The sequence below is a fragment of the Allobosea sp. GW822-FHT03F07 genome (assembly GCF_058801345.1).
This window is the reverse complement of record NZ_JBXAND010000001.1, coordinates 63,996-89,869: the sequence shown is the minus strand read 5'-3', so window position 1 is coordinate 89,869 and position 25,874 is coordinate 63,996. Positions and strand designations below refer to the sequence as shown.

Sequence of the window (25,874 nt, the reverse complement as noted above, 5' to 3'; positions counted from 1 at the left end):
TATCCTCCGTCAGCCGGCCGCGCCGAGCGCAGCCACTGCATCCTGCGCGATTTTCGCAATCGCCGCATCCGCCGCCGCCCGCTTCTGCAGGGACTGCCCGAAATCGGCGCTGGCCCGGCGCGCCGGCTCGGGCAATTGTGCCCACAAGGCAGCGGCCGCGACGATGTCGCTCTTCGCAACCGCGTTTTCGAGCCGCATCGGCAGCGTCGCGGGATCGTTCGCGCCGGTGTCGCCGACCGGGCGGATGCTCACGATACGGCTAGCCAGTCCGAGCAATCGATCCTGCCAGCCGGCCGAAGCCGGCATCAGCTCCCGCGCGAACATCGCCCGATGGGTTCGCAGTTGCGACAGCAGCACTTCCTTCGTCGGCGCGCCGCTGGCCGCCACCGCATTCAGCGCGGCGAGCTGCTCGGCGGAACCCCCGCCCTTGGCCAGCGCCACGACGTCGCCGGCGAAAGGCTGGCCGGAGGCCAGCGCCGACTGGACGCGCTCGGCCAGCACGATGCGCGCGGCGGCGAGCGCCTGCGGGCTCGGCGCGGCCGCCGCCTTGGCCAGGGACTCGACATTGCCGATCCGCGCCGAGGCCTGTTCGAGCATCTGGCGGGCGGTGCCGGCAGCGGCCTCCGCGCGCTGCGCCTGGGCGTTCAGCCCGGCGATCGCAGCCGCGTCGGGAGCCTGGGCTGCGGCGACCTCGCTGGCGCGAGCCGCCGCCGCCTGGGCGGCCGCACCGGCCTTGGCGGCGGCCTCGGAGGCCGCCGCGGCCTTGCGGTCGAGTTCGGTCGCCGCGCTCTGCAACGCATCGAGACGGCCTTGCAACGCGGCGATCTGCTCAGGCACGAAGGACGGCGTCATACGGCTCATCGCCAGCAGGACCATGCCCGCTCCGACCACGCCGCCGACGAGGCCGGCCAAAGCGAGCGCCGGCAGGCGTGATCCGGCGGGCTCGGGCGGGGGCGCTGCGACCGCCGCCGGTTCCTCGCCGGGAGCGGGTCCCATGCTGGTCGGGCCCTTGAATTCCTGCGGCAGCGCCTCCGTCGGCAGCACCGCCTCGGGCGCGACCTCGGCCTCGCCCAGCGACGCGGCTTCCGGCTTGGCATCTGCCGCACCGGTGTCCTGCGCCGTCAATTCGATCGTCGGCGGCGTCCGGCCTGACAGACTGCGCTGCTTGTTGCCGGCCTTGTCGCCAGCGTCGGACTTGTCGCCAAGATCGGATTTGCCGTCAGGAGTGGCGCTCGGCGTCACGGGATCGTTCATCGCGTCCTTGTCCGTCTCGACGCCATTGGGCGCAACCACTCCTTCTGTAACATCCCCGCCTGCGCGATTGCGAGCGGACACTTGGTCCAGCGCAGCGAGCAGGGCGGCCTCCTCGGGATACTCGGCAACCAGAACCGTGCTCGCCCCCGCCGAGATCAGCGGCCCAGCGACATCCGCCGAGAGAGCGACGTGGGTCAGATCGAGCAGCGGCTCGATCACACCGGCCTCGCGAGCCAGCTCCAGGCAGGTCCGCACGCCGCGCGCCGAATAATGCAGGGCGCCATCGACACCGCCCTGACGCAGGGCCTCCTGCGCCGGCGTCGGGAAAGCAGCGATCGCTTCCGCCGCATAGGCGACCCAGGTCGCGACCTCGAAGCCGGCGGCCGCGAGCTTGTCCGCGACATCCTCATGGCGGTCGCGCCCGACGATCAGCAGCAGCCGCGCCGGCGCCTTCAGATTGTCGCGGATCAGGGCGACCATGTCGTCGCGATTGCCGTCGGCGCTGCGCGCATCCTCGTATCCGGCCTCGCGCACCTTGCCCGCGGTGCGCCCGCCGACAGCGAAGACGGGCAGGTCCTGCCAGGCCGGCGGCAGCTCGGCCAGCGCGGGCACGGCATTGCCGCTGGTCAACGCGATCGCGGCGAAAGGTCCCTCGGGTGCCGGCTCCGGCAGCCGCGAAACCGTAAACAGCGGCGCCAGCACCGGCTCATGTCCGTGCGCACGGATCGCGGCGGCGGTGCGCTCGGCCTCGGCCGGCGGGCGGAACACGAAAATGCGCATGCGGTCTCCTCTCGCCGTCCACCCTCGTCGCCCGGGCCTTGTGTCAGGCCCTCGGCGCATCAATTCCGCGTGCCGCCGCAACGTGCAAGCCGGTGCTTGCGCTTGGCGTGCCGACACGACAGTCGTCGCCCAGGGCACAGCTTGTCAAAGTCGCGGATCCACGTCCGGGTTCCCGACGCGGCTGGCCGCCGCCGAGCCCCTTGGCCTTCTGTGCGCTCGCACACTATACGGGGTAAGTCCCGGCGCGCGATCGCCGGGCGATCATCCGCCGGCATTGCCCCCTCCACACTTTCCCGAGACCTAGTCGATCGATCATGCGTGTTCTGGGGATAGAAACGACCTGTGACGAGACCGCGGCCGCCATCGTGTCGGTCGAGCGCTCCGGCGAGACCAGGATCCTGTCGAACGAGGTGCTGAGCCAGATCGCGGCGCATGCGGCCTATGGCGGCGTCGTCCCGGAGATCGCCGCACGCGCCCATGTCGAGGCGATCGACCGCATCGTCGAGCGCGCCTTCGAGACCGCCGGCGTGAAGCCCGGCGAGATCGACGCGGTCGCGGCCGCGGCCGGCCCCGGCCTCGTCGGCGGCGTCATGGTCGGACTGACCACCGCCAAGGCGATCGCGCTGGTGACGGGCCGCCCCTTCATCGCCATCAACCATCTTGAGGCCCATGCCCTGACGGCGCGGCTGACCGACAATCTGTCCTTCCCCTACCTGCTGCTGCTGGTCTCGGGCGGGCACACCCAACTTCTCGCCGTGCGCGGCGTCGGCGACTACCTGAAGCTCGGCGGCACCATCGACGATGCCGTCGGCGAGGCCTTCGACAAGATCGCCAAGATGCTCGGGCTGCCCTATCCCGGCGGCCCGTCGGTCGAGCGCGAGGCGGCGAAGGGCGACCCCGAGCGCTTCGACTTCCCGCGCCCGATGCAGGGCAGGCCCAATCCCGACTTCTCGCTGTCGGGCCTCAAGACCGCGGTGCGGCTGGTAGCGGAGCGCATCGCGCCGCTTTCGGACCGAGACGTCGCCGATCTCTGCGCCTCCTTTCAGGCCGCCGTCGTCGATGTGCTGGTCGACCGCACCCGGGCGGGCCTGCGCGCCTGCAATGCGGCCGGCATCGCGCCGACGACGCTGGTGGTGGCCGGCGGCGTCGCCGCCAACCAGCCGATCCGGCGCGGGCTGACCCGGCTCGCCACGGAGGCCGGCCTACCGATGGTCGCGCCGCCGCAGGCGCTCTGCGGCGACAATGGCGCGATGATCGCCTGGGCCGGGCTGGAGCGGCTGCGCCTCGGCATGGTCGACGACATGAGCGCGCTTGCCCGACCGCGCTGGCCGCTCGACGAGCTCAGGCCGCGGGGTGCGGCGCCGGTTGCGAACAGCGCCGCCGGATGACCGGGACCAGCGACATCGGCAGGATCGGCGTCGTCGGCGCAGGCGCCTATGGCGCGGCGCTGGCCCTCGCAGCGGCGCGCGCCGGCCGCACGGTTCTGCTCTGGGCCCGCGACGCGGCGACGGTCGCGGCGATTGCCCGGACCCGCGAGGCTCCGCGACTTCCGGGGGTGAAGCTGCCCGAGACGGTGGAGCCGACGGCGTCGCTGGCGGCGCTCGGCGCGGTCGACGCCCTCCTCGTGACGGTGCCGACACAGAGCCTGCGCGAGGTCTGCGAAGGGCTGGCGCGCGCCCTGCCTGCCGGCAAGCCGGTGATCTCGGCGGCCAAGGGCATCGAGCAGAAGACCGGGCTGTTCACCACGCAGGTCATCGCAGAGGCCTTTCCGGGCGCGCTGCCGGCGATCCTGTCGGGTCCGAGCTTCGCAGCCGATATCGGGCAGGGCCTGCCGACAGCGGTGACGCTGGCCGCCGAGGACCCCGACCTGGCGCCGGCCCTGGCCGAGGCGCTGAGTTCGCCGGCCTTCCGCATCTATCACAGCGTCGATCCGCGCGGTGTCGAGATCGGGGGCGCGGCCAAGAACGTGCTCGCCATCGCGGCGGGCATCGCGATCGGGCTGGGCTATGGCGAAAGCGCGCGCGCGGCATTGGTGGCGCGCGGCTTCGCCGAGCTGCGTCGCTTCGGCGAAGCTCACGGCGCGCAGGGCGAGACGCTGATGGGGCTGTCGGGACTGGGCGACGTCGTGCTGAGCTGCGCCTCACCGCAGTCGCGCAACTTCGCCTTCGGATTGGCGTTGGGACAGGGTCGAACAGTGGCGGAAGCCACCGGCGGCAAGCTCGCGGAAGGGGCCTTCACCGCTTCCGTCCTGGCACAGATGGCCCGGGCACGCCATGTCGAGATGCCGATCGCGGAAGCGGTGTCGGCCATCATCGCCGGCGAGAGCCGCGTGCGCGATGCGGTCGCGGGCCTGCTCGCCCGTCCGCTCAAGGCTGAATTGTAGAGGAAGACGACGATGGCAGGCGACTGGTCCGACCTGACGAAGCGTGTGGCGCGCGGCATTGCCGAAGTGCGCAAGACGACAGGCTCGGAGCTCGTCGCCGAGAGCCAGCCCGTGCCGCTGGCCGGGCGCATCGCCGGCCCGGTGATCCAGCATCGCCGTCGCCGCGCCGAGGGCACGCATCGCTTCGTGCTGATCCTGCCTTTCGGCGAGGCCGAGGTCCGCGTCGAACTTGAGCCCAAGGACTATGCCGCCCTGACCCGCGAGATGGTGCGCTTCTGGAACGAGCAGGGCCCCGAGGCCTCGAAGCCGCCGCTGCCGCAGGCCGAGGACGAAACCGGCGCCGGATAACCGATAGGCAGCCTCGCGCGAATTGGCTATCCCACCGACATCATCCGCCCCTCTATCCTAGAGAATTCCATGGCTCACTGGCTCGTCAAATCCGAACCCTCGAAATGGTCCTGGGAGCAGCAGGTCGCCGCGGGCGAGAAGGGCACGCATTGGGACGGCGTCAAGAACCACACCGCCAAGCTCAACCTGATGGCGATGAAGCAGGGCGAGCAGGTCTTCTTCTACCATTCCAACGAGGGCCTCGAAGTTGTCGGCATCGTCGAGGTCATCAAGGAAGCCTATAACTGGATCCCGGGCGAGCCTTGGGTGCTGGTCGATTTCAAGGCGGTGAAGCCGCTGCCGAAACCGGTGAGCCTGGCGCAGGTCAAGGCCGAGCCCAAGCTCGCCAAGATGTCACTGGTGACCTCCTTCCGGCTCTCCGTCCAGCCCGTGACCGACGAAGAATGGGACATCGTCTGCAAGATGGGCGGGCTCTGAAGCCGGACGGCGCTGCCCGTCAGCTCCGGTAGTAGGACGCGAAGGGCGGGTGCACCCGCAAGGCGCGCGGTCGATAGGGCGCTGTCGTCTTCAAGATCGGAACCGCCGCTGCCTTGAGGCGCGGCTCGACGGCCGTCGCCATCGCCGCCGGCAGCGGCTGGAAGCGGTTCCCGACGAAATGCTCCCGCGTCCCCTCTCGCCAGGGAAGCCAGGAGGTTGCCCGCTCGTCGTGCTGCAGGCCGTGCGGATCGGGCCGCAATTCGGCGAGCAGCCAGGGCTCGACCTCGAGCTGATGCGCCGTCGCGCGAGCCTCCTCGATCATCCAGGACAGCGTCAGGTCCGACAGCCCCATCTGCAGCCCGTAGCCGCCGCCGATATCGGTATGGACGCCGGAGAACCAGACCTGCTTGATCTGCCCCGGAGGCGCCTGCGTCTCGTCCCAGAGTTCGGGCGCAAAAACTTCGCGATTCTCGTCGATCGCCAGGGCCTGGCGGCCATGGGGGACACGTGGGTTGAGGACGGGATCGTGGAATTTGTGCCGCCCCGGCAGGCTGCCGATCGCCGGCAGGCCGAGCGCGCGGACCGTGTCCCAGACACCGACGAAGAAGGGCGGGCTCGGGCTCGAGCGGTGTTCCTGTCGGAAGGCCTCGGCCGCGCGCGTCCGCTCGGTCGCGTCCTTGACCATGTAGACATCGCTAACGGCCTGCGTCGCGAGCTTGCGCACGACGGGATCGACGATGGCAGCGGCGAAATCGCCCCAGTTCGTGACCTTCGGCAGGCCGGTCGGCACGCCGCAAAGGCCGAGCACACCGCCAAGGCTGCGAACCGTATAGGCACCCCGACTGAAGCCGAACAGCAAGATGCGATCTCCCGGCTCATGGCTGACCAGCAGCGCGGCGTAGCAATCGATAATGTTGTCGGTGATGCCGTAGCCCGTGGCCTGGGCGAGCGTGTCCTTGAAGCGGCGGAACAGGCTGCGCTGTTCGCCCGCATCCGGATTGGCGCCGAGCCCCGGATCGTAGAAACAGATCTGGCCCTGGGGGGCGATCTCGCGTGTCGCCATGAACAGGCGGTAGATGTTGGTCCAGTTGATCGGGTTGGCGCCGCCGGCCTGGCCGGTGCCGTCCGAGAAGATGCAGATGTTGCGCGCCATGCCCGCCCTCCAGCGCCGGCATCCTAGCATAAGGTCGAACAGGCCGGGGATTGATGGCACCCGAGTGCGCGCGAGGGACTGTCGTTCTGCCACGAAAGTGCGATGCCCGGCGGCTTGCCGCGCGCCATTCCCTCCGTATGATGCGCGCAATTCCAAGGGCGCCGACTGCAGCACGCCGCCATGCAGGCCGGCTTCAGAAAACACCAAGCAGACGCCCCGGAAGGGGACGGCCCAAGTCTGGGGAGACGCCTGATATGACCGAGATCATCTATGACGTGCCCGCCGCCTGGGCCAAGAAGGCCTGGCTGAACGACGCCAAGTACAAGAAGATGTATGCGGCCTCGATCAAGGACCCCGACAAATTCTGGGGCGAGCAGGGCAAGCGGATCGACTGGTTCAAGCCCTACACCAAGGTCCGCAACGCCAGCTACAAGCCCGGCAAGGTCTCCATCAAGTGGTTCGAGGACGGCACCACCAACGTCGCCTATAACTGCGTCGATCGGCATGTTGCGACGCGCGCCAAGCAGACCGCGATCATCTGGGAAGGCGACGACCCCTCCGAATCCAAGAAGATCTCCTACGGGCAGCTCTACACCGAGGTCTGCAAGTTCGCGAACGTGCTCAAGGCCAAGGGCGTCAAGAAGGGCGACCGCGTCACCATCTACCTGCCGATGATCCCGGAGGCCGCCTACGCCATGCTGGCCTGCGCCCGCATCGGCGCGATCCATTCGGTCGTCTTCGGCGGCTTCTCCCCGGATTCGCTGGCGAGCCGCATCGAGGATTCCGATTCCAAGATCGTCATCACCGCCGATGAGGGCCTGCGCGGCGGTCGCTCGGTGCCGCTGAAGAAGAATGTCGACGCCGCCGACGCCAAGGTGAAGGGCGGCATCGGCACGGTCATCGTCGTCAAGCGCACCGGCGGGCAGGTCACCATGCAGGACGGCCGCGACGTCTGGTATCACGACGAGGCCGCCAAGGTTTCCGGCCATTGCCCGCCCGTCGAGATGAAGGCGGAAGACCCGCTCTTCCTGCTCTACACCTCGGGCTCTACGGGTAAGCCCAAAGGCGTCCTGCACACCACCGCAGGTTATCTCGTCTACACCTCGATCACCCACCAATATGTCTTCGACTACCATGACGGCGACATCTACTGGTGCACGGCCGATGTCGGCTGGGTGACCGGCCACAGCTACATTCTGTACGGGCCGCTCGCCAACGGCGCGACCACGCTGATGTTCGAGGGCATCCCGACCTATCCGACGATCTCGCGCTTCTGGGAGGTCATCGACAAGCACAAGGTCAACACCTTCTACACCGCCCCGACCGCGATCCGCTCGCTGATGGGCGCCGGCGAGGAGCCGGTCAAGAAGACCAAGCGCAAGTCGCTGCGCCTGCTCGGCTCGGTCGGCGAGCCGATCAATCCGGAAGCCTGGGAATGGTATCACCGCGTCGTCGGCGACCGCCGCGCGCCGATCGTCGACACCTGGTGGCAGACCGAGACCGGCGGCATCCTGATCACGCCGCTGCCGGGCGCGACCAAGCTCAAGCCCGGCTCGGCTACGCGGCCCTTCTTCGGCGTCAAGCCGGAGATCGTCGATGCCGAGGGCAAGATTCTGGAAGGCGCCTGCGAGGGCAACCTCGTCATCGCCGAGAGCTGGCCCGGCCAGATGCGCACGGTCTATGGCGACCACAAGCGCTTCGAGGAAACCTATTTCGCGACCTATCCGAACAAGTACTTCACCGGCGACGGCTGCCGGCGCGATGCCGACGGCTATTACTGGATCACCGGCCGCGTCGATGACGTGATCAACGTCTCCGGCCATCGCATGGGTACGGCCGAGGTCGAATCGGCGCTGGTCGCGCATCCGTCCGTCTCGGAGGCGGCCGTCGTCGGCTATCCCCACGACATCAAGGGCCAGGGCATCTACGCCTATGTCACGCTGATGAGCGGCGAGAAGCCGAGCGAGGCGCTGCGCAAGGATCTCGTCGCCTATGTCCGCAAGGAGATCGGGCCGATCGCTTCGCCGGACCTGATCCAGTTCGCGCCCGGCCTGCCCAAGACGCGCTCGGGCAAGATCATGCGCCGCATCCTGCGCAAGATCGCCGAGGACGAGTTCGGCGCACTCGGCGACACCTCGACCCTGGCCGATCCCGCCGTCGTCGACGACCTGATCGAGAACCGCCAGAACAAGCGCAAGGCGGGCTGAGGCGCTCGGGGCCAGTGCGAACGTCGTCCTGGCTCAGAACCACACCGTCATCCCGGGCTTGACCCGGGATCCATCGTAGAGCGCAGCACCCTCCGATGGATCCCGGATCTCCGCTTCGCTGCGTCCGGGATGACGTGGAGGTTCAGGAGATCAGGTGGTCCAGGGACTCACGGCGCCGCCGCGATCACCTCGATCTCGACCTTGAAGGCCGGCAGCGTGAAGCCGGAGACGATCATCAGCGTCGAGGCGGGCGGCGGTGTCGCGACATGCGCGTCGCGCGATTCCATATAGCCCTTCATATGGGCCCGGTCGGTGACGTAGGCGTTGAGCCTGACGATGTCGGCGAGCTTCATGTCTGCCTCGGCCAGGATCGCGGCGATGTTGGAAAAGCAGAGATCGGCCTGGGCGCGCGCATCCTCGGGGATCGTGCCGTCGGCGGCGACGCCGAGTTGACCCGAGCAGGCGACCAGCCGGTATCCCGCCGGCACCGCCATGCCATGGCTGTAGCGCGCGAAGGGTCTTGCGATCGAAGCCGGGGCGAGCGGCGTCAAGGTTGGAAGCGTCATCGGCATCTCCTGCGAGGAAGAGCGACTATGCCCCGAGGCTTTGCCCGGAACCAGATCGCGCGCGCCGGGTTCGCAAGCGAAGTCGAGTGCCGTATGGACGCGAGCCGCGATCATGCTCATGTCACGTTCACGGAAATCGTCTAGAATCCAAACGCAATCGGGCCCCACGTCTCAGGCCCACACTGCATGACCGATCGGAACCGACGCCGCATGACCAAGAAGACCGCGACCATGGCCATGACCCTGAAAGCCGCCGGCCTGCTGCCGTTGCTGGCGCTCACCGCCTGCGCCGGTTCGCAGCGCTTCGTCGGCGGTCCGGGCCCGGGCTCCGCCTATGGCCAGCCGAGCCTGCAGCCTGCGCCGCCGATCAGCTCCGCGCCGGTCACCTCCGAGCCGCTGCCGCCCCCGGGCGGCTATCCGGCCGCCGGCGGGCAGCCTGGCAGCTACCCCGCCGCTTCGGCCCAGCCGGGCGCATTGCCGCCGCCGCAGGACCCGTATTACAGCCCCTCCGCTCCGGGCATGCCGCAGCAGACGCCGGCAACCGCAGCGCCTCAGCCCGGCGAAGTCCCGACACTGCGCGGCGGGAGCGGCCAGATCGCCACGCTCGGCTCGGGTTCGAGCCCGACCCGCCCCACCGTGTCCTCACGCGATGGCGTCATCGGCAGCTGGACCGCCAAGGAGGCCACCGGCAGCTCGTGCAAGGTGCAGCTTTCGAGCTCGCCCGCACTGGACCTCTACCGCGCGAATGCCGCAGGTTGCGCCAATCGCGACCTCCAGAAGGTCACCGCCTGGGATTATCGCGACGGCGAGGTCTATCTGTACCAGCAGGGCGGCACCGTGGTGGCGCGGCTGCGCAGCAGCGGCGGCGGCTCGATGGACGGTGCCATCACCAAATCGGGCGCCGGACTGAGCCTCAGCCGCTGAAACCTGGGCTCACGCCCCCATCGAACGACCGAAGAAGGCCGGGCGCCAGAAGCGGCGCTGCACCGAGAGCGCCATCGCCGCGAAACCGCGCGCCGTGTCGAAGGCCTCGTCGAGGATGGTGAAGGGCGTCGGGCCGCCGGTCGAGATCACCCCCTCGACATCGGCATAGCCGCCGGCGAGATCCGCCTGGAAGCGCCGCGCCAGCCGCCGCATAGCGGCGTTCTCCGGCAGGCAGGTCATGTAGAGCGTGCGGATGCCACGGTTCCGCGACGCCGTGATCAGGCGCTGGAACAGTGTGCCGCCGATACCGCGCCGTCGCCAGCCGCCCTCGACGCTGAAGGCCGCCTCGCCCGTCTGCGCGACGATGTCCTCGAGCCCGCGCAGTTCGGCGGCGCCACGTACCTTGCCGTCCTCGATATAGGCATAGACCAACCCGCCGACGCCGAAGGTGGTGACGGCGTAATTCTCGAGGAAATCATCGTTTACGGCCGTGCCGAAGCGTTCGCGACGTGTGACGTCGTCGAGCCTCAGCAGATGGGCCTTGAACAGATCGCGCTCCGCGGGCCAGAGCCGGCGGACCTCGCCTCGGCCGGTCATCGCGCCGGACTTCTTGGCGGCCGTCATTTTGGAACGAGCCATTATGTCATCTCCTGCTAACAGCGCTGGAATGCGCTACCCCAGGAGGCGATTCTTCCCTGACTGGCCCGCAAAATGGCGCTTTGCCGCTGGATTGCAAGATGCAGAATGTTCGCAGATGCAGCATTTTTGTGCGACGCGAACAATGAAGCGGCGCGCGTGTCGAGTTTCAGCCGAACTATTCCCGATCGATCGGCCAGGCCTTGAAGACGTCGAGCGCCTCGCACGCCTGCGCCTGGGCCGCCAGCGCCGGCCAGCGGTCCTCGGGAGCGAATTCCGGGATCACGAAGCGGCAGAAGCCCCAGGCGATCGCGGCCGCGATGTCACAGGGCAGCAGTTCCGGCCCGGCCGTCAGTTCGCCGCGCGCGGCCGCTGCGTCGAGCAGGTCGAGCGCGGTATGGAGCTGAGCGACGATGCGCTCCTGCCAGGGCGCGTAGCGCTGCGCCTCCGGCCGCTTGCGCTCGTACTCGACCGAAACCGCCTTGTCGGCCGCGACGATGCCGATGCCGGTCAGCGACAGGTCGCGAACCCGCGCGCCGCCTTCGACTGGCCGCAGCGAACGGCCGGCGACATCCTCGAAATGCTGGATGATCAGCAGCGATTCGCTGATCACCGTGCCGTCATCGGCGACTAGGCTCGGCGCCTTGATCAGCGGGTTGATCGCCCGGAATTCGTCCATGTGCCGGAAGACCGAGACCGAACGATGCTCGAATTCGAGCCCGAGCAGCGTGCCCGTCACCGCGGCGCGGCGGACATAGGGGCTATCCAGCATTCCCACGAGCAGCATCGTTCATCTCCGTTGCGATCCGATGGGGATATTGCCGGCAGCCGCGCGCAAAGCCACACCAAATCGGGTGATGCTGTGGATCAAGCTAGTTGATGCGCCTCGCCCTCGACCTCGAATCCGGAGTTGAAGCCAAGTGTGACGCCGTGCTCCCGCGCCGCGATCTGGCACGGGTCCCAATAAGGCGTGCCGCCGAAACGCTCGACCAAGAGGTCGATCAGCACTCGGACCTTGCCCGGCACATAGGCGCCGGGCGGGCGGACAATATAGAGGGCATGCTCTTGCATCGGATACTCCCACAGCAGCGGCACGAGCTCGCCCGCACGGATCGCGTCGCTAGCGATGAATGTCGGCAGTTGCACGATGCCGAGCCCGGCCTTCGCCCAGTCCAGCAGCGTCTCGCCGCTGTCGGAACGCAGCCGCCCGGTCGGCCGGACCGACACGCGGCGCTTGCCCATCCGAAAAGCCCAGTCGGGCGTGTTGGTGCCGGTATAGATCAGGCATTCATGCTCGGCGAGGTCGAGCGGACTGGCCGGGCAGCCCCTCTGCGCGAGATAGCCCGGGCTGGCCAGGATGATGCCATGCACCGGCGCGATCCTGCGGGCGACGAGGCTCGAATCCTTCAGCGTACCGATCCGGATCGCGGCATCGAAGCGCTCGCCGATCAGGTCGACATAACGATCGCTCGCCTCGACATCGATCTCCAGCCGGGGATGGAGAGAGGCGAGCTCGCCCAGAACGGGCGCGACATGGCGGTTGCCGAAGGTCAGCGGCATCGACAGGCGCAGGCGGCCCGCGACGCCGGAGGCCTGCGCCACGGATTCACGCGCCGCGACGAGATCGGCGAGAATGCGCTCGCCGCGCGCCTTGAATTCGAGGCCCGCCTCGGTTGCCGCCACTCCGCGCGTGGTCCGGCTCAGCAGGCGCGTGCCGAGATCAGCCTCGAGCCGTGCGATCCGGCGGCTGACGACCGATTTGGCCAGGCCGAGCTGTTGCGCGGCGCGTCCGAAGCCGCCGCTCTCGACCACTGCGATGAAGCTGCGGATGTCGTCGAGTTCGGACATCGCGTTCCTCTTGAAGCAACAGTCTGATGCTCATCATAGGCATTATGTTGCCCATAGAGAACCTCTATCTTGCCGGCATCGTCTTCAACCAGCCTGACAGGATTACCATCATGGCTTCCGTTCTCGTCCTCAACAGCAGCGCTTCCGGTCCGGATTCGGTCTCGCGCCAGCTCGTCGCCTCCACCGTCGAACAGCTCCGGACCAAGACTCCGTCGCTTCAGGTCGTCGAGCGCGACCTCGACGCCAACCCCGTGCCCCATCTCAATGGCGAGACGATCGCCGCATTGAGGGCGGGCCAGACCGGGACGGCCGCGCAGGTCGAGGCCAGCGCCTTTTCGGACGCGCTGATCGCCGAACTGAAGGCCGCCGACACCGTGGTCATCGGCGCGCCGATGTATAATTTTGGGATCCCCACGACCTTGAAGGCCTGGTTCGACTACGTGCTCCGCGCCGGGCTGACCTTCAAGTACAGCGAGGCAGGTCCGGAAGGGCTGGTCACCGGCAAGCGCGCCATCGTCGTGCTCAGCCGCGGCGGCCTCTACAGCTCCGGCCCGGCCCAGCCGATGGATTCGCAGGAGCCGCATCTGCGCACGCTGCTCGGCTTCATGGGCATCACCGACGTCACTTTCGTGCGCGCCGAGAAGCTGGGCTACGGCCCCGAGGCGCGCCAGCAGGCGATCAACGACGCCGTGGCCGAACTCGCCAAGGTCGCGGCCTGATCCAGCCCTTGCCGACCAGGCAGAAGCGCCCGCCCCGGTCCCCCGGGACGGGCGTTTGCTTGTCGGCATCATGTGCCGGCATAGAAATTTTCCGATCGCGCGCTTTCGTCGAAAGTCATTCGGTGGCCCGCGGCCGGATAGGCGCGCTGGGCGCATCCCGTGCGGGGGCAAATGCGACAGCCGACACCGATCGCAACAGCCAGCTCCATGTTGGAGATGTCGACGCCGTCCGAATAGACGAGTTCGCTCGCATAGGAGATGTGGCAGCCGAGCCCGATCGAGAGATGCCTCTTGGGTTCGTTGTGCCGATAGCCACCCTTGGTGACGGCCTTGGCGATGCAGAAGAAGCGCTGGCCATCGGGCATTTGGCTGATCTGCACATTGATGCGCTCGGGGTGGAGGAAGGCGCCGTAGACGTTCCACCGCGGACAGGCGCCGGAATGGCGCGGGATGTAGATGCCCGACAATGCGAAGCGCTTCGAGATGTTCCCGGCGATATCGGTGCGGACCAGGTGAAGCGGCACGCCGGTGCGACCGGGCCGCTGCAGCGTCGTCATCCGATGACAGACCTGCTCGAAGCTGGCTCGAAAGCGGCGCCCGATGCGCTCGATGTCGTAGCGCGTCTCCTTGCAGGCGAGGAGAAATGGCTCATAGGGCATCATCAGCGCGGCGGCGAAATAGGCGGTCAGCGCGTTGCGCGCGATCGGTTCCGCCTCTTCCGGCAGAGACGCCTCGGCTATCAATTGCTGGATCGCGTCCCCGGCACCGAGACGGCCGAGGTGCTGTGCGACCGTGAACGCCGCCGTCTCGGCCGGCAACAAGTCCGCGGTCAATATTTCCCCGCGCGCGGCATCGACCTTTCGGGTCATCCCCGCCGGCAGGGAAGCCAGACGCCACTGCAACCCGAATACGTTGTGCAGATAGGTCCGCAGACCCTGCTCGAACGAGTCCGACGCGTGGTCGATATCTGCCCGGACGCGTTCAGCGGCAGCCTCCAGGATCGCAAAGTGGTTGGCATTGGCCTGCAGAAAGTCCGAGACGGCATCGGTCGTCACGGAATCGCCGGCCTCGATCTGAGCCGTTGCCGAAAGGCCACCGGCGCCAAGAGCTCTGAAACGATCGTACAGGCGCAGCACGGCGCGGCCGACCGCCGGGTTCGAGGTCGCGAGATCGCTGATGTCCTGGTTCGTCAGGTCGCTATCGGCAAACAGATCGTCGCCAAAGATCTCCATCAGATCGCCTGCCAGCCTCGGCTCCTCGCTTTCGGCGAGTTCCCCCGGCTCCACGCCGAAATAGCTCGCCGTCTTGAAAAGGAGAGGAACCGTTACCCGACGCCGGTTGTGTTCGATCAGGTTGAGGTAGCTCGGCGAAATTCCAAGCGCATCCGCCAGGGCCGACTGACTGACCTTGCGCTGTCGGCGCAACCGTTTGATGCGACCGCCGATCTGAACGTTCAACTGCTGCACGTCGAACCTTTTACAACGTTGACTGAATAGCTACTGCATTTGACAAGTGTTTTCATATTAACACGTTGATTTTCAAGTAATTCTTGCTTCACAAGCTCACTCTGTCAACATGGCATCACCCTAGCGAAAGACGTAAGGGGCGAGCTTTTCGAACGACGGGCGGGTGAGACCAACCGGCATTCGCTCGCTCTCTTCATACGAAGAACGGCGATTTGGGAGAGATCCGATGACCAGACATGAGCGCCCCCGCGAGATCATCGAGCATTGTCTCGAGCCACTTCACCTGAACGGGCAGTCGCCTGCCGCACAGGAGGCCATGCGACGGCTCGTCGATGCGTTCGAAACCCTGCAGCACGATCCTGAGACGAGACGCACCCGCTCGAGCGACTTTTCCGTGAGGCCGGCGATCGTGATCAACGAGGCCGCACACGGCTACGACGCCTGAGTAACGGCCCGGATCTGACAGCGAGGCTTCGCCCCGTCAGTCTCCCTAATCACATGCGGTCGATGCAGCTCGTGGTGAAATCGCCCCCGCCGGCTGCAGGTTCGGCGCAGCGGAAGCTCGCCCGTCCGAAGCCGGCTCCGCTCCATCCGTCAGCTGATGGCGCGATCCGTCTGCCGATGGTGGTCCGGCATTTCGGTTTGGATGCCGCCCGGCCGCATCAAATCCTCCACGCCCCAAAAATCCTCCAAGCCCAAAGTCGAAGGACCATTCGCTATGAACGCCATCGTGCAACCGCCGGCATCCTTTACGGCCGCCAGCCGCCGCCGACCGACCTATGGGAAACTGAGGCTGGAACTTCTGGCGCGCTATCCGTCGGGCTTTGCCCCCGGAGGCGTGGCGATCGACGATATCGCTCAACTGCGCTTGCAGAACACCTTCGACACGCATCTCGACATCGCCCGCGAGATGGCCACTGTCATGCGCCGCGATATGTCGGCTTACGAGGCCGACACGTCCCAGTTCACCCAGTCCCTGGGTTGCTGGTCCGGCTTCCATGCGCAGCAGATGATCAAATCGGTGAAGCGCCTGCGCGGCACGGCCAAGGGCTCCTATGTCTACCTGTCCGGCTGGATGATTGCTGGCCTGCGCAATCGGTTCGGCCATCTCCCCGATCAATCGATGCACGAGAAGACCGCCGTCGCCGATCTGATCGAGGAGATCTATGTCTCCCTTCGCCAGGCCGACGAGGTCGCACTCAATGACCTCTTCAAGGCGCTCAAGGATGCGCGCGCCGCCAGCGATAGCAATGGCGAGGCCGCCGCAATCGCTGCGATCGATGGTTTTGAAACGCATGTTGTCCCGATCATCGCCGATATCGACGCAGGCTTCGGCAATGAGCACGCGACCTATCTGCTCGCCAAGGAACTGATCAGGGCCGGCGCCTGCTGTCTTCAGATCGAGAACCAGGTCTCCGACGCCAAGCAATGCGGCCACCAGGATGGAAAGGTCACTGTCCCGCGTGAGGACTTCGTCGAAAAGCTGCGTGCGTGCCGGCTCGCCTTCGAGGAACTCGGCGTCACCGACGGCGTGGTTGTCGCCAGGACCGATAGCCTGGGCGCCGGTCTCACCCAGAAGATTCCCGTCAGCCAGAAGCCGGGCGACCTGGCTTCCGAGTACACGAAATGGCTTAAGATCGAGCCGGTTACAGCAGCCGCACCGCTCCGCGAGGGAGACGTCGCGATCTGGCTGGACGGCAAGCTTGTGCGGCCGGCGCGCTTGGCGAACGGTCTCTTTCAGTTCCGCGAGGGATCGGGGCGCGCGCGCGTCATCGAGGACTGCATCGCCTTCATCAACGATGGCGGGGCGGACCTGCTCTGGATCGAGACCGACACGCCGAATGTCGCGGACATCGCCTCAATGGTGGCGGAAATCCGCAAGGCCGCGCCGTCGGCCAAGCTCGCCTACAACAACTCGCCTTCCTTCAACTGGACGCTCAACCTGCGCAGGCAGGTCCGCGCCGAATGGCTGAAGGAGGGCCGCATCAAGGCCGAGGACTACCCGGACGGCAATATGCTGATGGCGGCAGATCTGGACGACAGCGAACTCGGCCGCGAGGCCGACGCCAGACTCGCCCGCTTCCAGGTCGACATCGCGGCGCAGGCCGGCGTGTTCCACAACCTCATCACGCTGCCGACCTTCCACCTGACCGCCAAGAGCATCGACGAACTCGCCCGCGGCTATTTCGGGCAGGATCGGATGAAGGCCTACGTCAATACGGTTCAGCGCGAGGAGATCCGTCGCGGCATCTCTGCGGTCAAGCACCAGCACGAGGTCGGCTCCGACCTCGGCGATACCTTCAAGGAGATGGTCGCCGGTGATCGCGCGTTGAAGGCCGGTGGCCATGCCAACACCATGAACCAGTTCGCAGCGGCTTAAACCTTATTGCAAGCCGGCGCTGACGGCGCCGGCTTGCCTTGCGGGAGAACAGATATGAGCCAGGCGGAATTCAAAGTGCTTCAAACGCCCGATCTCGGCGCCGAGGAACGCGCCATTCAGCGACTGGCAGACGCCGTCCATCGACTGAACGAAGCCGTGCAGCGCGCCGTCGAGACAGGCCTCTCGATCGAGCTGGTTCGCGTTTCGCGCTTTCACGATGGCAGCGGCAACTGGGGCGATCAGATGGTTCCGCTGGTCAGGGCTCCTGCTGCAGCCGGAGAATGAGCCGGCCGGTCTCGGCCCGCTCAGTCCAGCATCTGACCGAGACGCTACCCTCGGGGGGCAGCGCAACAGATCGCTCAGGCGCTCTCGCCGACGGCCTGGAGATAGAGGTCGAGGATCGCCTCCTCCTCGGCGCGCTCATTGGCGTCGCGCTTGCGGATGGCAATGACCTTGCGCAGCACCTTGACGTCGAAGCCGTTGCCCTTCGCCTCGGCATAGACCTCCTTGATGTCGTCGGCGATGGTCTTCTTCTCTTCCTCGAGACGCTCGATGCGCTCCACGATGCTCTTCAGCTGGTCGCCAGCAACCGGATCGTCCATCTGATGTCCTTCTCGATGATGTGGGGATTTGGCCGGAGGGGTTCGCATCGCACGCCCCCTGCCGTCAAGCCGCAAGCCGGACGCCGCCGCCATCTCTCAACAGTCGCGTGACGCTTGCGCCGCAGCGCGTCGGCCCGAGCGGAGCGCATCGGCGAAGCCATAAAAAGTATGATTATATAAACAAAAGCCTGATGACGTCGGCCGCCGCGCGACTTAAAAGAATCAGTAACGAAGGTCGATCCAATCGGCCGAAGAATTGGGCGGAACGGGGCGGCCTTGCAGCGATCCAACGACCTGGCTGACCGGAACCTGCTTGATCGGATGCGAGCTGAGGCCCGCGCGATCTTCGACGCAGCGGTGGCGCGCGCCCATCCCGCCGGCTGCCTGCTGGAGCATCTGCCACCACCGCCTGCAACGGGCCGCTTGATCCTGCTCGCCGCCGGCAAGGCCGCCGGCAGCATGACGGCGCTGGCCGAGGCGCATTATCTCGCTTCAGGCTTTCCAGCCGAGCGTCTCATAGGCCACGCCGTGGCCCGCCACGGCTATGAGACTACAACGCGCCACATCCCGATGGTCGCGGCCGGCCATCCCGTGCCCGACCAGGGCAGCATCGACAGCGCCGCCCGCGCGCTCGAATTGGCCGCTTCGGCAACGGCCGATGATCTCGTTCTGGTGCTGCTCTCGGGCGGCGGCTCGGCCAATTGGGTCGCGCCTGCGGGGTCGCTCACGCTGGCCGAGAAGCAGGCGGTCAACAAGGCGCTGCTGCGTTCAGGCGCACCGATCGGCGAGATGAACATCGTCCGCAAGCGGCTGTCGCGGATCAAGGGAGGGCGGCTCGCCCTCGCCGCAGCGCCGGCGCGGCTGCTGACGCTCGCAATCTCGGATGTCCCCAATGACGAGCCGACCGCGATCGCCTCGGGGCCGACCGTCGCCGACCCGAGCACGATGGAACAGGCCCGCGCAATCGTCGCGCGCTACGGTCTCGATCTCCCGGCGGCGGCCAAGGCGCTGCTCGAAGACGACGCCAGCGAGACGCCCAAACCCGGCCATGATGCCTTCGCCCGTTCAGAGTTCCGCATCATCGCGCGCCCCGCTGAGGCCATTGCAGCAGCCCATGCTGAAGCAGCAGCCCTGGGCTACGAGGTCCATGATCTCGGCCCCGATCTCGAAGGCGAAGCCCGCGACGTCGCCGCTCGCCATGCTCAACTCGCCCTCTCGCTCAAGCGCGAGGGCAAGCGCGCCGCGATCCTCTCGGGCGGAGAGTTGACCGTGACTTTGCGCGGCAAGGGCCGTGGCGGCCCCAACCAGGAGTATGCGCTGGCACTGGCGATCGCTCTCGCCGGCACGTCCGGCATCGTCGCGCTGTCCGGCGACACTGACGGTACCGATGGCGGCGGTGGCGAGGCGACCGACCCCGCCGGAGCGATCATCGACGAGACGACGCTCGCACGCGCAGGCGCGCTCGGCCTCTTTCCTGCCCGATCCTTGGACGACAACGATTCGACCGGCTTCTTCGAGAAGCTGGGAGACCTCCTCCGGACCGGCCCGACCCTGACCAATGTCAACGACTGCCGCGTCATCCTGATCGAACCCTGAGATGAACCGTTTCGAACGCTCGATCCTTGGCCTGGCATTGCTGGCCGGCAGCCTGCTCGCAGGGGCTGCACCAGCCTGGGCCGATCTGCGCATGTGCAACACCACAGGCAGCCGCGTCGGCGTGGCGATCGGCTATCGCGACGCGCAGGGCTGGACCACCGAAGGCTGGTGGAACATCGGCCCGCGCGCCTGCGAGACGTTGCTGCGCGGCACGCTGGCCGCGCGCTTCTACTATGTCCATGCCATCGATTACGACCGCGGCGGCGAGTGGACCGGCAAATCCGTGATGTGTACCCGCAACAAGGAATTCACCATTCGCGGGATAGAAGATTGTCTGGCCCGCGGCTACGACCGCGCCGGCTTCTTCGAGGTCGACACCGGCGAACAGAAGAGCTGGACGATCCAGCTCACCGACACCACCGGCGGCGCGCCCGCGCGGCCCTGAGGGACATCGACATGAAGCGCGAGCGCCGTATCAAGATCATCGCCACGCTGGGGCCGGCCTCCTCCACCCCCGAGATGTGCGCGAAGCTGTTCGAGGCCGGCGTCGACGTCTTCCGCATCAATATGAGCCATACCCAGCGCGAAACCCTGCCCGAGAAGGTGGCGATGCTGCGCGCGCTGGAGACCCAGTTCCGCCGCCCGGTCGGCATCCTAGCCGATCTTCAGGGCCCGAAGCTGCGCGTCGGCGCCTTCGGCGGCGATGGCGGCGTGACGCTGGAGAACGGCGCCCGCTTCATTCTCGACGCCGATCCGGCGCCCGGCACCGTCAAGCGCGTCCACCTACCCCATCCCGAAATCCTGACCGCGCTGGAGCCCGGCCACACCCTGATCCTCGACGACGGCAAGCTGCGCCTCGTCGTCGAGAAGGCGAGCGAGAAGCAGGCCGTGACGCGCGTCGTCGTCGGCGGCCGTCTGTCCTCCCGCAAGGGCGTCAGCCTGCCCGACACCACCATTGCCGTCTCCGCCATGACCGAGAAGGACCGCTCCGATGCCGAGGCCGCCGCCGAGGCCGGCGTCGACTGGATCGCGCTGTCATTCGTGCAGAGGCCAGAAGACATGGCCGATCTTCGCAAGATCGTGCGCGGCCGGGCCCTGGCGCTGGCCAAGATCGAGAAGCCGCAGGCGCTGATCCGGCTGGAGGAGATCATCGACGCGTCGGACGCGATCATGGTGGCGCGCGGCGACCTCGGCGTCGAGATGCCGCTGGAGAAAGTGCCGGGCACTCAGAAGCGCATTACCCGCCTGAGTCGCCGCAAGGGCAAGCCCGTCGTCGTCGCCACCCAGATGCTGGAGAGCATGATCACCGCGCCGGTGCCGACGCGCGCCGAGGTTTCGGACGTCGCCACCGCCGTCTTTGAGGGGGCCGACGCGGTGATGCTCTCGGCCGAGAGCGCGGCCGGCCAGTTCCCGATCGAAGCGGTCGCGATGATGAACCGCATCGCCGAGGAGGTCGAAGGCGAATCGATCTACCGCTCGATCCTGGAAGCCCAGCGCGCCGAGCCCGAGGAGACCGGCGCCGACGCCATCGCCAAGGCCTCCCACGAGATCGCCGACACGCTGAACCTCAAGGTCATTGCCGCCTGGACCTCGTCCGGCTCGACCGCCTTCCGTATCGCGCGCGAACGGCCGAACTCGACTGTGCTGGCGCTGACGCCGAATCGCGCCACAGCGCGCCGCCTGACCCTGGTCTGGGGTGTGCATGCGGTGGTGACGAAGGACGCCAGCGACATCGACGACATGGCCTCGCGCGCCTGCAAGTTCTCAGTGCGCGAAGACTTCGCCAAGCTCGGCGACCGCATCATCGTCGTGGCAGGCGTGCCCTTCGGAACGCCCGGCGCCACCAACATGGTCCGCATCGCCTTCGTCGCGAAGGAGCATGTCGAGAAGGCGTGAGGGGCGGCGGCGCTAGTTCAGCGCCAGCCCCGATCGCGGCCCGACGATCTGGTCGATCGCCTCGACCACGATCTCGGGCGCCGCATGGTGCGGCATATGGCCGACGCCCGGCAGCAGCACGAAGCGGCCCTGCGGCGCCTGCCGAGCGATCGCAGCGGAATGAATGACCGGCGAGACGATGGCGTCGCTGTCGCCGGTGATCGCGACCACCGGCACTTTCAGCTCGCGATAACGCGGAACCTGCGCGCTCACGAAGTCGAATGCGGCGGCGATGTCCTGCGAATTGGCGCGGAAGGCTGCCGGCCGCAGCAGGAGCCCGATTTCGCCGGTTTCGAGATAACCCGGCGTCACCGGCCGCGGGGCGAAGACGCTGGCCGCCCCGGCCTCCAGCAATACGCGCGCGCCCGGCACGCCGACCAGCCGCGCAAAGAGCGGGCCGATCACCGGCCAAGCCGTGACATGGTGATACCAGGCGATGCCGCCGGGCCAGGGATGCGTCACGGCGCCGAGCAGCACGAGCCCGCGCAGCCGCTCCGGCCGGTCGAGCGCAATCCGGGTCGCGGCCGCCCCGCCCAGCGAATGCGCCACAAGCACGAAGCGCTCGGGCGCGATCGCATCGAGCCCCTGCAACAGGATTTCGGCCTGCCGCGCCGGATCGGCCATGGCGTCGCCCGCAATCCGGTCGCTCCAGCCCTGTCCCGGCCGGTCGATCGCGACGATGCGGTAATGGCCGAGATCGGGACCCAGCGTTGCCAGCAGATCGGCATGGTCGGAGGAGGCGCCATGGATCAGGACGACCGTGCCGCGCGGCTCGGCGCTCGGCCTGCTCTCGCGATAATGCAGCCGCCCGCCAGCCACGGGAACAAAGCTCCCGACCGGCGGATGGCGTCGGACAGCCTGCGCGCCGAGCCATTCCGACCACAGCACCAGCCCGGCGGCAACGACGAGGACGAACAGGACGAGAACCGAACGGGTCAGCATGCTGCGCATACGCAGCCATCGCCGTTTCGGTTCTGTGAAGATCTCAGGCGTCGCGACCGTCGACGTCGATCTTGAGCGAATCGACCGCACTCTTGACCGCTTCGAGCTGCGGATAAACCTCCAACGCGCGGCGATAGGCCACCATGGCACGCTTATCGTCGCCCTGCTGGCGCAGGATCGTGCCGAGCCCCATCATTGCGCCGTAGTGCCGCGGCTCGCGCTTGAGGGTTTCGCCGATGTCGAGCATCGAGCGGATCGGGTCGCCGGCGAGGAAGAGCGCATTGGCGCGCTGGTTCCAGCCCTCGGCCCAATCCGGCTCAAGAGTGATGACGCGATCGAGCAGTTCGATCGCCAGTTCGAGCTGCTTGGCCTTCATCGCCGTCTGGGCGCGGGTCATCAGCAGATCGGCGGTCGCCGAGCCGGAGCGGGCCCAGCGGCGCTGGATCAGGTTGGCGATGCCCTTGGCCTCTTCCGGCGTCTTGGCGGAGGCCAGCCGCTCGAACAGCCGCTCCAGCGTCGCGGCCGGCCCGCGCGAGGGCGTCGGCGCCGCCACTGGATTGTCGTCTTTGTCCGCGGGAGCCACCGCACCCGGCCGCGACGGGCCGCTGTCCTGCGCCTGAGCCAAGGCGGGCGGTCCGATGCCTGCAGGCAACATGGCCAGAGCGGCAGCCAGCAGGAAAGCGATGGAAAGCGGGCGCGCGATCATCATGCCCAGGAGTTTAGCCGCGCGAGCCGGCAGGTCAATTCGCGGAAGGATCACATCTCGGAGAAGCGCCAACGCAAAAAAGCGGGCGCGCCCGCAGGCGACCCGCTTTGTCGTCGGCCACAAGGTGAGACAGGCGGCTGGAAGGCCGCCGCAACCTCAGCCCTGGCGCGCCTTGAAGCGCTTCTGGACCTTGTTGATGATGTAGACGCGGCCCTTGCGACGCACGAGCTGGTTGTCGCGGTGACGGGCGCGGAGCGACTTCAGCGAATTACGGATCTTCATGGTCTCAACTCCATCGATCCGCCCCACATGGACGAATCGGTCAAAAACGAACACAGCCAAATCACACTCAGCGACGCGAACCGGAGACCGGCCCACATCGACCACGCGGATGGTGCGGCTGATGCGATGCCGGCTGTATACGGATTTTTCCGAAGATCGCAAGGGTGCAAGGCGCTCACCGACGAGGAAAAGCCCTCGCTATTGCGGACCCTGCCGGAATCAGGCTCTAGCGATCGGAACTTAAGCTACGGGCCGCGCGTTGCCGGCTCACTCGAATGCTGGGGATTCAGCCATATGAAATTGACGACTCTGGGCCTGCTGGCCACCTGCACGCTCGCGCTCGGCGCCTGCGGAAACACCACTGAACAGCGCATCGGCGGCGCTGCTGCCGGCGCCGGCACCGGCGCCCTCGTGGCCGGGCCGGTCGGCGCGGTCGTCGGCGGCGCGGCCGGGGCCCTCACCGCACCCGCCGTCGTCCGCACAACCCGCCGCGCGACGCGTTGAAAGACGGCGCCGGTCGGCGGTTACGGCCGCCAGCCGGTGTCCTCGGCAGGCGCATTCTCGCGCGCCTCTTCCTTGCGGGCGTCCTCGACATAGGTGAACAGCGCCCGCAGCGCTGCCTCCACGCCCTCGCCCGAAGCCGATGACAGCACGATCGGCATGCGTTTGGCGGCCCGCTTCAGCCGGGCGACCTGCTCCTTGAGCAGCTCGGGCGAGAGCGCGTCGACCTTCGACAGCGCCACGATCTCCGGTTTCTCGGCCAGACCTTCGCCATAGGCTTCCAGCTCGGCCCGAACAGTCTTGTAGGCCTTGCCGGCATGTTCGCTGGTGCCCTCGACCAGATGCAGCAGCACGCGGCAGCGCTCGACATGGCCGAGGAAGCGGTCGCCCAGGCCATGGCCCTCATGCGCGCCCTCGATCAGGCCGGGAATATCCGCCAGTACCATCTCGCGTCCGTCGACGCGCACGACGCCCAGCCCCGGATGCAGCGTGGTGAAGGGATAATCGGCTATCTTCGGCTTGGCGGCCGTGACGGTCGCGAGGAAGGTCGACTTGCCGGCATTGGGCAGGCCGATCAGCCCGGCATCGGCGATCAGCTTCAGCCGCAGCCAGACCCAGCGCTCCTCACCTGGCAGGCCGGGATTGGCATGGCGCGGTGCCTGGTTGGTCGCCGTCTTGAAATAGGCGTTGCCGAAGCCGCCATTGCCGCCCTTGCACAGGACGAAGCGCTGGCCGGGCTCGGTCAGGTCGGCCACGAGCGTCTCGCCGTCCTCGTCGAAGATCTGCGTGCCCGGCGGCACCTTCAGCACCTTGGTCTCGCCATTGGCGCCGTGCCGGTCGGCGCCCATGCCGTGCCCGCCGATCTTGGCCTTGAAATGCTGCTGGAAGCGGAAGTCGATCAGGGTGTTGAGGCCCTGCACGCATTCGATCACGACATCGCCGCCGCGTCCGCCGTCGCCGCCATTGGGCCCGCCGAATTCGATGAACTTTTCACGGCGGAACGAGACGCAGCCGGCGCCGCCGTCTCCCGCCTTCACATAGATCTTGGCCTGATCGAGGAATTTCATGGCTTCTCAGTAGTGATGGAGAGGGGAAAGGGCAATGCAGCGGGCCTTCCATTCGCCGCCCTTCCCGTCATGGTCGGGCTTGTCCCGACCATCCACGTCTTCACTGCTCGAGAGTCGTGTTCAAGACGGGGATGCTCGTCACAAGGGCGAGCATGACGGCAGAGCCCCGGCACCCGCTCACGCCGCGAGCCTCGGCGCCGCCATCTCCTCGCGCAGCGCGTCGGCGAAGCGGCGCGCCGCCAGCCCCGGCTGCGGCCCCATGATCAGCCCGACGGAGAGGTCGAACAGCGCGGGCAGGCCCTCCGCCGGGCCGAGCCGGCGCATATCGGCCGGCACCGCACTCTCGGTGACCGCCGTCACGCAGAAGCCGGCCTCGACGGCCGAGAGCATGCCGGAAGTGTGCGAACAGGAGAAGACGAGGCGATAATCCTTCTCCGCATCGGCCAGTGCTGCGAGCAGCCGCGGCCGGACCCGGCAGCCTTCCGAGAACAGCGCCAGCGGCAGGGGCTCCTGCAATTCCGGCCGGTGCCCGCGCGCCGCGATCCAGACCACGGGCTCGCGCCTGATCACCTCGCCGACCGGGCGCTTGGGATCCTGCGTCACCACAGCCAGATCGAATTCGCCGGCCACCACCGCCGGCTCGATCCGTTTCGACAGGTCGCAATGCAGCTCGAGCTCGACCTTGGGATGCTCGGCCGCGAAGCGCGCGATCAGCGGACGCAGGAAGGCATCGACATAATCGTCGGGAATGCCGATGCGCAGCCGCCCCGAGGCGCTGCTGCCGCCGAGATCGTCGAGCGCCTCGCGCTGGATCGCGAGCATGCGCCGGGCATGAGCGATCAGGCGCTCGCCTGCCTGGGTCGGCACCACGCCGCGGCGCGAACGCTCCAGCAGCCTGTGGCCGAGCTGGCTCTCGAGATCCTGGATGCGGACCGAGATCGCCGACTGGGTTCGCCCGAGCCGGGCGCTCGCCGCCGTGAAGCCGCCGCTCTCGACCACCGCCACCAGCATGTCGAGCGCCGCGAGATCGAAATGCGCAGACATGGCACATCTCCCATCAATCGATTTTAAGAATGGTTAAATCAGAATAATCCGTTTTTCC

27 protein-coding genes are annotated in these 25,874 nt (G+C 67.4%); 14 read left to right on the top strand and 13 right to left on the bottom strand.

Going from position 1 to position 25,874, the window contains the following annotated elements:
• Nucleotides 1-9 precede the first annotated feature (9 nt).
• A complete protein-coding gene (locus AC1RMY_RS00455; RefSeq protein ID WP_492861972.1) occupies nt 10-2,034 on the bottom strand; it encodes a uroporphyrinogen-III synthase in 2,025 nt (674 codons plus the stop codon).
• 314 nt (nt 2,035-2,348) lie between these two features.
• Here AC1RMY_RS00455 and tsaD point away from each other — a divergent pair, with 314 nt between their 5' ends.
• The 4 genes from tsaD (at nt 2,349) to AC1RMY_RS00435 (ending at nt 5,242) form a co-directional block, all read left to right on the top strand.
• Nucleotides 2,349-3,422 (top strand): tRNA (adenosine(37)-N6)-threonylcarbamoyltransferase complex transferase subunit TsaD, encoded by a 1,074-nt coding sequence (tsaD, locus tag AC1RMY_RS00450; RefSeq protein ID WP_492861971.1) that lies wholly within the window; start codon nt 2,349-2,351, stop codon nt 3,420-3,422.
• Nucleotides 3,419-4,417, top strand: a complete 999-nt coding sequence (locus AC1RMY_RS00445) for an NAD(P)H-dependent glycerol-3-phosphate dehydrogenase (RefSeq protein WP_492861970.1) — start codon at nt 3,419-3,421, stop codon at nt 4,415-4,417. The genes tsaD and AC1RMY_RS00445 overlap by 4 nt, the downstream gene beginning before the upstream one ends.
• Before the next feature lie 12 nt (nt 4,418-4,429).
• The gene (locus tag AC1RMY_RS00440) at nt 4,430-4,765 is read left to right on the top strand and encodes a hypothetical protein (RefSeq protein WP_492861969.1); all 336 of its coding nucleotides are present in this window, start codon (nt 4,430-4,432) and stop codon (nt 4,763-4,765) included.
• A gap of 69 nt (nt 4,766-4,834) precedes the next feature.
• Nucleotides 4,835-5,242: an EVE domain-containing protein gene (locus tag AC1RMY_RS00435; RefSeq protein WP_492861968.1), complete on the top strand. Its 408-nt coding sequence runs from the start codon at nt 4,835-4,837 to the stop codon at nt 5,240-5,242.
• Nucleotides 5,243-5,261: 19 nt separating this feature from the next.
• Here the strand turns inward: AC1RMY_RS00435 and AC1RMY_RS00430 are convergent, their stop codons facing one another.
• Nucleotides 5,262-6,395, bottom strand: coding sequence for a T6SS phospholipase effector Tle1-like catalytic domain-containing protein (locus tag AC1RMY_RS00430; RefSeq protein WP_492861967.1), 1,134 nt, complete (start codon nt 6,393-6,395; stop codon nt 5,262-5,264).
• 254 nt (nt 6,396-6,649) lie between these two features.
• Between AC1RMY_RS00430 and acs the strand changes: the two genes are divergently transcribed.
• Nucleotides 6,650-8,602, top strand: a complete 1,953-nt coding sequence (acs, locus tag AC1RMY_RS00425) for an acetate--CoA ligase (protein WP_492861966.1) — start codon at nt 6,650-6,652, stop codon at nt 8,600-8,602.
• 167 nt (nt 8,603-8,769) lie between these two features.
• Here the strand turns inward: acs and AC1RMY_RS00420 are convergent, their stop codons facing one another.
• Nucleotides 8,770-9,168 carry a RidA family protein gene (locus AC1RMY_RS00420; protein WP_492861965.1) on the bottom strand — a complete coding sequence of 133 codons (399 nt, stop codon included), beginning with the start codon at nt 9,166-9,168 and terminating at the stop codon, nt 8,770-8,772.
• Nucleotides 9,169-9,378: 210 nt separating this feature from the next.
• Between AC1RMY_RS00420 and AC1RMY_RS00415 the strand changes: the two genes are divergently transcribed.
• The gene (locus tag AC1RMY_RS00415) at nt 9,379-10,092 is read left to right on the top strand and encodes an AprI/Inh family metalloprotease inhibitor (RefSeq protein WP_492861964.1); all 714 of its coding nucleotides are present in this window, start codon (nt 9,379-9,381) and stop codon (nt 10,090-10,092) included.
• 9 nt (nt 10,093-10,101) lie between these two features.
• Here the strand turns inward: AC1RMY_RS00415 and AC1RMY_RS00410 are convergent, their stop codons facing one another.
• The 3 genes from AC1RMY_RS00410 to AC1RMY_RS00400 all read right to left on the bottom strand — a co-directional run bounded on the left by AC1RMY_RS00410 (nt 10,102) and on the right by AC1RMY_RS00400 (nt 12,576).
• Complete coding sequence (locus AC1RMY_RS00410) at nt 10,102-10,731, bottom strand: GNAT family N-acetyltransferase (RefSeq protein ID WP_492861963.1); 630 nt, start codon at nt 10,729-10,731, stop codon at nt 10,102-10,104.
• A gap of 175 nt (nt 10,732-10,906) precedes the next feature.
• Nucleotides 10,907-11,515: a glutathione S-transferase gene (locus tag AC1RMY_RS00405; protein WP_492861962.1), complete on the bottom strand. Its 609-nt coding sequence runs from the start codon at nt 11,513-11,515 to the stop codon at nt 10,907-10,909.
• An 80-nt stretch (nt 11,516-11,595) separates the two neighbouring features.
• Entirely contained in the window at nt 11,596-12,576 is a 981-nt protein-coding gene (locus AC1RMY_RS00400) for a LysR family transcriptional regulator (RefSeq protein ID WP_492861961.1), read from the bottom strand.
• 110 nt (nt 12,577-12,686) lie between these two features.
• Between AC1RMY_RS00400 and AC1RMY_RS00395 the strand changes: the two genes are divergently transcribed.
• On the top strand, nt 12,687-13,295 hold the full coding sequence (locus AC1RMY_RS00395; protein ID WP_492861960.1) for an FMN-dependent NADH-azoreductase: 609 nt from the start codon (nt 12,687-12,689) through the stop codon (nt 13,293-13,295).
• A gap of 68 nt (nt 13,296-13,363) precedes the next feature.
• Here AC1RMY_RS00395 and AC1RMY_RS00390 read toward each other — a convergent pair whose 3' ends face one another.
• Entirely contained in the window at nt 13,364-14,761 is a 1,398-nt protein-coding gene (locus AC1RMY_RS00390) for a helix-turn-helix domain-containing protein (protein WP_492861959.1), read from the bottom strand.
• A 226-nt stretch (nt 14,762-14,987) separates the two neighbouring features.
• Between AC1RMY_RS00390 and AC1RMY_RS00385 the strand changes: the two genes are divergently transcribed.
• The 3 genes from AC1RMY_RS00385 (at nt 14,988) to AC1RMY_RS00375 (ending at nt 17,426) form a co-directional block, all read left to right on the top strand.
• Nucleotides 14,988-15,206, top strand: coding sequence for a hypothetical protein (locus AC1RMY_RS00385; protein ID WP_492861958.1), 219 nt, complete (start codon nt 14,988-14,990; stop codon nt 15,204-15,206).
• Nucleotides 15,207-15,479: 273 nt separating this feature from the next.
• A complete protein-coding gene (locus tag AC1RMY_RS00380) occupies nt 15,480-17,141 on the top strand; it encodes an isocitrate lyase (RefSeq protein ID WP_492861957.1) in 1,662 nt (553 codons plus the stop codon).
• Between the two features lie 54 nt (nt 17,142-17,195).
• Nucleotides 17,196-17,426, top strand: a complete 231-nt coding sequence (locus AC1RMY_RS00375) for a hypothetical protein (protein ID WP_492861956.1) — start codon at nt 17,196-17,198, stop codon at nt 17,424-17,426.
• Between the two features lie 74 nt (nt 17,427-17,500).
• Here the strand turns inward: AC1RMY_RS00375 and AC1RMY_RS00370 are convergent, their stop codons facing one another.
• Nucleotides 17,501-17,743: a DUF2312 domain-containing protein gene (locus AC1RMY_RS00370; protein ID WP_327526579.1), complete on the bottom strand. Its 243-nt coding sequence runs from the start codon at nt 17,741-17,743 to the stop codon at nt 17,501-17,503.
• Nucleotides 17,744-18,064: 321 nt separating this feature from the next.
• Between AC1RMY_RS00370 and AC1RMY_RS00365 the strand changes: the two genes are divergently transcribed.
• Genes AC1RMY_RS00365 through pyk form a run of 3 tightly spaced genes read left to right on the top strand, consistent with a single transcriptional unit; the run spans nt 18,065 to nt 21,235 of the window.
• Entirely contained in the window at nt 18,065-19,339 is a 1,275-nt protein-coding gene (locus tag AC1RMY_RS00365) for a glycerate kinase type-2 family protein (protein WP_492861955.1), read from the top strand.
• A 1-nt stretch (nt 19,340) separates the two neighbouring features.
• Nucleotides 19,341-19,784 (top strand): DUF1036 domain-containing protein, encoded by a 444-nt coding sequence (locus AC1RMY_RS00360; RefSeq protein ID WP_492861954.1) that lies wholly within the window; start codon nt 19,341-19,343, stop codon nt 19,782-19,784.
• 11 nt (nt 19,785-19,795) lie between these two features.
• The gene (gene pyk / locus AC1RMY_RS00355; RefSeq protein ID WP_492861953.1) at nt 19,796-21,235 is read left to right on the top strand and encodes a pyruvate kinase; all 1,440 of its coding nucleotides are present in this window, start codon (nt 19,796-19,798) and stop codon (nt 21,233-21,235) included.
• A gap of 12 nt (nt 21,236-21,247) precedes the next feature.
• Here pyk and AC1RMY_RS00350 read toward each other — a convergent pair whose 3' ends face one another.
• From AC1RMY_RS00350 to ykgO, 3 genes are all read right to left on the bottom strand, one after another.
• Entirely contained in the window at nt 21,248-22,225 is a 978-nt protein-coding gene (locus AC1RMY_RS00350; protein ID WP_492861952.1) for an alpha/beta fold hydrolase, read from the bottom strand.
• Nucleotides 22,226-22,259: 34 nt separating this feature from the next.
• Entirely contained in the window at nt 22,260-22,925 is a 666-nt protein-coding gene (locus AC1RMY_RS00345; RefSeq protein ID WP_492861951.1) for a tetratricopeptide repeat protein, read from the bottom strand.
• 153 nt (nt 22,926-23,078) lie between these two features.
• Nucleotides 23,079-23,204 carry a type B 50S ribosomal protein L36 gene (gene ykgO / locus AC1RMY_RS00340; protein WP_038363015.1) on the bottom strand — a complete coding sequence of 42 codons (126 nt, stop codon included), beginning with the start codon at nt 23,202-23,204 and terminating at the stop codon, nt 23,079-23,081.
• Between the two features lie 27 nt (nt 23,205-23,231).
• On the opposite strand from ykgO, the gene AC1RMY_RS00335 reads away from it, so the two are divergent.
• Entirely contained in the window at nt 23,232-23,708 is a 477-nt protein-coding gene (locus AC1RMY_RS00335) for a hypothetical protein (protein WP_492861950.1), read from the top strand.
• Between the two features lie 20 nt (nt 23,709-23,728).
• Here AC1RMY_RS00335 and obgE read toward each other — a convergent pair whose 3' ends face one another.
• Both obgE and AC1RMY_RS00325 read right to left on the bottom strand, forming a co-directional pair.
• Nucleotides 23,729-24,772 carry a GTPase ObgE gene (gene obgE, locus AC1RMY_RS00330; RefSeq protein ID WP_492861949.1) on the bottom strand — a complete coding sequence of 348 codons (1,044 nt, stop codon included), beginning with the start codon at nt 24,770-24,772 and terminating at the stop codon, nt 23,729-23,731.
• Nucleotides 24,773-24,949: 177 nt separating this feature from the next.
• Complete coding sequence (locus AC1RMY_RS00325; RefSeq protein WP_492861948.1) at nt 24,950-25,816, bottom strand: LysR family transcriptional regulator; 867 nt, start codon at nt 25,814-25,816, stop codon at nt 24,950-24,952.
• Between the last annotated feature and the right edge of the window lie 58 nt (nt 25,817-25,874).